The organism is Rothia sp. 27098_8_29, assembly GCF_041432785.1.
Classification (GTDB): Bacteria; Actinomycetota; Actinomycetes; order Actinomycetales; family Micrococcaceae; genus Rothia; species Rothia mucilaginosa.
Window position 1 is genome coordinate 1 of the sequence record NZ_JAPWAI010000013.1, and the last position, 5,440, is coordinate 5,440.

2 rRNA genes are annotated in these 5,440 nt (G+C 51.7%); both read left to right on the top strand.

What is annotated here, in order from left to right:
* Positions 1-492: 492 nt before the first annotated feature.
* Positions 493-2,021: ribosomal RNA gene (locus O3649_RS08835) — 16S ribosomal RNA — on the top strand.
* A 306-nt stretch (positions 2,022-2,327) separates the two neighbouring features.
* Positions 2,328-5,418 (top strand): 23S ribosomal RNA (locus O3649_RS08840).
* Together the 16S and 23S rRNA genes form the textbook arrangement of a ribosomal RNA operon.
* The last annotated feature ends 22 nt before the right edge of the window (positions 5,419-5,440 follow it).

Below are 5,440 nucleotides of genomic sequence, written 5' to 3' on the forward strand. Positions count from 1 at the left end.
GAGGAGGAAAAAACGAAGAACTTCTTCGGTGTTTCTCCTAGTCAGAAGCGGTTGAATGACTTTCAATTGTATAGTGTTTTGGTTTCTTACTTGAAGGAAATCCGATTTGCCTGTTGGTGATGATGGAAGAGTTTAGGAAAGAAACTTTGTGGTGCGAATCACGGAAAACGGATTTGCATGACATACAAAACGCTGGTATAGTTGATTGAGTTGCCGCGGGAACGCGGTGATAACGAAATAACATGAATGACCGTTCAACGGTAAGACTTCTCGAAAGAGTAAGTTGAGGTGTTGAATCGGTGTGTTGCTTGAGAACTCAATAGTGTGCTTTGTTCAATAAAATCACCGAATGGTGATGGAAACTGAAACTAATACCAAATATTTATTTATATTTGATAATCATCAAATGGTTTCAAATTTAGTCAGCTTGAGTCACGCACCCCCGTGTGTGATTCGCTGTTTGAGATCAGATTATCAAGCTTTTCTATTTTTTCAACGGAGAGTTTGATTCTGGCTCAGGACGAACGCTGGCGGCGTGCTTAACACATGCAAGTCGAACGATGAAGCCTAGCTTGCTAGGTGGATTAGTGGCGAACGGGTGAGTAATACGTGAGTAACCTACCTTTAACTCTGGGATAAGCCTGGGAAACTGGGTCTAATACCGGATACGACCAATCTCCGCATGGGGTGTTGGTGGAAAGCGTTATGTAGTGGTTATAGATGGGCTCACGGCCTATCAGCTTGTTGGTGAGGTAACGGCTCACCAAGGCGACGACGGGTAGCCGGCCTGAGAGGGTGACCGGCCACACTGGGACTGAGACACGGCCCAGACTCCTACGGGAGGCAGCAGTGGGGAATATTGCACAATGGGCGCAAGCCTGATGCAGCGACGCCGCGTGAGGGATGACGGCCTTCGGGTTGTAAACCTCTGTTAGCAGGGAAGAAGAGAGATTGACGGTACCTGCAGAGAAAGCGCCGGCTAACTACGTGCCAGCAGCCGCGGTAATACGTAGGGCGCGAGCGTTGTCCGGAATTATTGGGCGTAAAGAGCTTGTAGGCGGTTTGTCGCGTCTGCTGTGAAAGGCCGGAGCTTAACTCCGTGTATTGCAGTGGGTACGGGCAGACTAGAGTGCAGTAGGGGAGACTGGAATTCCTGGTGTAGCGGTGGAATGCGCAGATATCAGGAGGAACACCGATGGCGAAGGCAGGTCTCTGGGCTGTAACTGACGCTGAGAAGCGAAAGCATGGGGAGCGAACAGGATTAGATACCCTGGTAGTCCATGCCGTAAACGTTGGGCACTAGGTGTGGGGAACATTCCACGTTTTCCGCGCCGTAGCTAACGCATTAAGTGCCCCGCCTGGGGAGTACGGCCGCAAGGCTAAAACTCAAAGAAATTGACGGGGGCCCGCACAAGCGGCGGAGCATGCGGATTAATTCGATGCAACGCGAAGAACCTTACCAAGGCTTGACATATACTGGACCGCATCAGAGATGGTGTTTCCCTTCGGGGCTGGTATACAGGTGGTGCATGGTTGTCGTCAGCTCGTGTCGTGAGATGTTGGGTTAAGTCCCGCAACGAGCGCAACCCTCGTTCTATGTTGCCAGCACGTTATGGTGGGGACTCATAGGAGACTGCCGGGGTCAACTCGGAGGAAGGTGGGGATGACGTCAAATCATCATGCCCCTTATGTCTTGGGCTTCACGCATGCTACAATGGCCGGTACAGAGGGTTGCGATACTGTGAGGTGGAGCTAATCCCTAAAAGCCGGTCTCAGTTCGGATTGGGGTCTGCAACTCGACCCCATGAAGTCGGAGTCGCTAGTAATCGCAGATCAGCAACGCTGCGGTGAATACGTTCCCGGGCCTTGTACACACCGCCCGTCAAGTCACGAAAGTTGGTAACACCCAAAGCCGGTGGCCTAACCCTTTTGGGAGGGAGCCGTCTAAGGTGGGATTGGCGATTGGGACTAAGTCGTAACAAGGTAGCCGTACCGGAAGGTGCGGCTGGATCACCTCCTTTCTAAGGAGCACATTTAGTTGGCCATGCTACCCGCGAGTGTCGGGTGGGTGGTTTTGCTCATGGGTGGAATATTGGTTTTGGGTTGGATGAGGCGCATTGTTGGGTTTTGGGGTAACACATTAGTGTTGTTCCTTTGTTTGCCTGGCATGGTGATGATGCAAATGTTTTTGTTTGTGTTGTTGTTGTGTTGTGGGTTGTTGTTTGAGAACTATATAGTGGACGCGAGCATCTTCTGGAATTTGCGTTGAATCAATGCTTTTGTGTTGGTTTGATTGTTGATTTTAGATTCTTATTTTTCTTGATTGTGTGTAAGTTATTAAGGGCACACGGTGGATGCCTTGGCATTAAGAGCCGATGAAGGACGTGTGAATCTGCGATAAGCCTCGGGGAGCCGATAACTGGGCTGTGATCCGAGGATTTCCGAATGGGGAAACCTGGCTCATCTTCATGGTGAGTTACCGCCAGCTGAATGTATAGGCTGGTTGGGGGGAACGCGGGGAAGTGAAACATCTCAGTACCCGCAGGAAGAGAAAATAAAGTAATGATTCTGTGAGTAGTGGCGAGCGAAAGCGGAAGAGACTAAACCTGTGGTGTGTGATAGCGGTTAGGCGTTGCATCATGGGGGTTGTGGGAGTCACAGTGGCAGTTCTAACTGGCTGCCGGCATGATGTTCAGGATGGTAGGTGAACGACTTGGAATGGTCGGCCGTAGAGGGTGAGAGTCCCGTAATCGAAATTGTTCTGTCCGTGGTGTGGCCACCCGAGTAGCACGGGGCTCGTGGAATCTCGTGTGAATCTGCCAGGACCACCTGGTAAGTCTAAATACTTCTTAATGACCGATAGTGAATCAGTACCGTGAGGGAATGGTGAAAAGTACCCCGGGAGGGGAGTGAAATAGTACCTGAAACCGTGTGCTTACAAGCCGTTGGAGCCTTTTGGGGTGACAGCGTGCCTTTTGAAGAATGAGCCTGCGAGTTAGTGTTATGTCGCGAGGTTAACCCGTGTGGGGTATCCGTAGCGAAAGCGAGTCTGAATAGGGCGTTTGAGTGGCATGACCTAGACCCGAAGCGGAGTGATCTATCCATGGCCAGGTTGAAGCGACGGTAAGACGTCGTGGAGGACCGAACCCACTTCAGTTGAAAATGGAGGGGATGAGCTGTGGATAGGGGTGAAAGGCCAATCAAACTCTGTGATAGCTGGTTCTCCCCGAAATGCATTTAGGTGCAGCGTTACGTGTTTCTTGCCGGAGGTAGAGCTACTGGATGGCCGATGGGCCTTCACGGGTTACTGACGTCAGCTAAACTCCGAATGCCGGTAAGTGAGAGCGTAGCAGTGAGACAGTGGGGGATAAGCTTCATTGTCGAGAGGGAAACAGCCCAGACCACCAACTAAGGCCCCTAAGCGTGTGCTAAGTGGGAAAGGATGTGGAGTTGCTTAGACAACCAGGAGGTTGGCTTAGAAGCAGCCATCCTTGAAAGAGTGCGTAACAGCTCACTGGTCAAGTGATTCTGCGCCGATAATGTAGCGGGGCTCAAGTACACCGCCGAAGTTGTGGCAATGATCTTTTTGGATTGTTGGGTAGGGGAGCGTCGTGTAGCCAGTGAAGCTGCGGTGTAAACCAGTGGTGGAGGCTATGCGAGTGAGAATGCAGGCATGAGTAGCGAAAGATGAGTGAGAAACTCATCCGCCGGATGATCAAGGGTTCCAGGGTCAAGTTAATCTGCCCTGGGTTAGTCGGGGCCTAAGGCGAGGCCGACAGGCGTAGTCGATGGATAACGGGTTGATATTCCCGTACCGGTGAAAAACCGCCCATACTGATATTGTGATGCTAACCATGCGAAGCATGATGTGCAGGCTTTTGTTTGTGTGTTGTGTGGGTTGTGGGACCCGATCTTTGGAGGTAAACGTATTAACAGGTGTGACGCAGGAAGGTAGCCAAGCCACGCGATGGTTGTCGTGGTCTAAGCGTGTAGGGTTGTCGGTTGTTAAATGCGCCGGCTGTGTGCCTGAGACGTGATGGGACCCCGTTTTTGGGGGATTTGGTGATCCTATGCTGCCGAGAAAAGCATCGGCGTGAGGTTTTAGCCGCCCGTACCCTAAACCGACACAGGTGATCAGGTAGAGAATACTAAGGCGATCGAGAGAATCATGGTTAAGGAACTCGGCAAAATGCCCCCGTAACTTCGGGAGAAGGGGGACCTTGAGCGTGATGGGCACTTGCTGCCTGGAGCGTGTATGGGTCGCAGAGACCAGGGGGAAGCGACTGTTTATCAAAAACACAGGTCCGTGCGAAGTCGTAAGACGATGTATACGGACTGACTCCTGCCCGGTGCTGGAAGGTTAAGAGGATTGGTTAGCCCTTTTTGGGCGAAGCTGAGAATTTAAGCCCCAGTAAACGGCGGTGGTAACTATAACCATCCTAAGGTAGCGAAATTCCTTGTCGGGTAAGTTCCGACCTGCACGAATGGAGTAACGACTTCCCTACTGTCTCAACCATGAACTCGGCGAAATTGCAGTACGAGTAAAGATGCTCGTTTCGCGCAGCAGGACGGAAAGACCCCGTGACCTTTACTATAGTTTGGTATTGGTGTTTGGTTTGGCTTGTGTAGGATAGGTGGGAGACTGTGAAGCATGGACGCTAGTTTGTGTGGAGTCGTTGTTGAAATACCACTCTGGTCAATCTGGATGTCTAACTTCGGGCCATGATCTGGTTCAGGGACAGTGCCTGATGGGTAGTTTAACTGGGGCGGTTGCCTCCTAAAGTGTAACGGAGGCGCCCAAAGGTTCCCTCAGCCTGGTTGGCAATCAGGTGTTGAGTGTAAGTGCACAAGGGAGCTTGACTGTGAGACTGGCAGGTCGAGCAGGGACGAAAGTCGGGACTAGTGATCCGGCGGTACGTTGTGGAACGGCCGTCGCTCAACGGATAAAAGGTACCTCGGGGATAACAGGCTGATCTTGCCCAAGAGTCCATATCGACGGCATGGTTTGGCACCTCGATGTCGGCTCGTCGCATCCTGGGGCTGGAGTCGGTCCCAAGGGTTGGGCTGTTCGCCCATTAAAGCGGTACGCGAGCTGGGTTCAGAACGTCGTGAGACAGTTCGGTCCCTATCCGCTGCGCGCGTTGGAAATTTGAGAAAGGCTGTCCTTAGTACGAGAGGACCGGGACGGACGAACCTCTGGTATGTCAGTTGTACCGCCAGGTGCATGGCTGATTGGCTACGTTCGGGAGGGATAACCGCTGAAAGCATCTAAGCGGGAAGCCTGTTTCGAGATGAGATTTCCTGGCACTTTGGTGTGTGAGGCTCCTTATAGATGATGAGGTTGATAGGCCGGGTATGGAAGCGAGGACTGAAGACTCGTGGAGTTGACTGGTACTAATAGGCCGAAGGCTTACTTTTTCGAGAATTGTGTGTTTGCGTT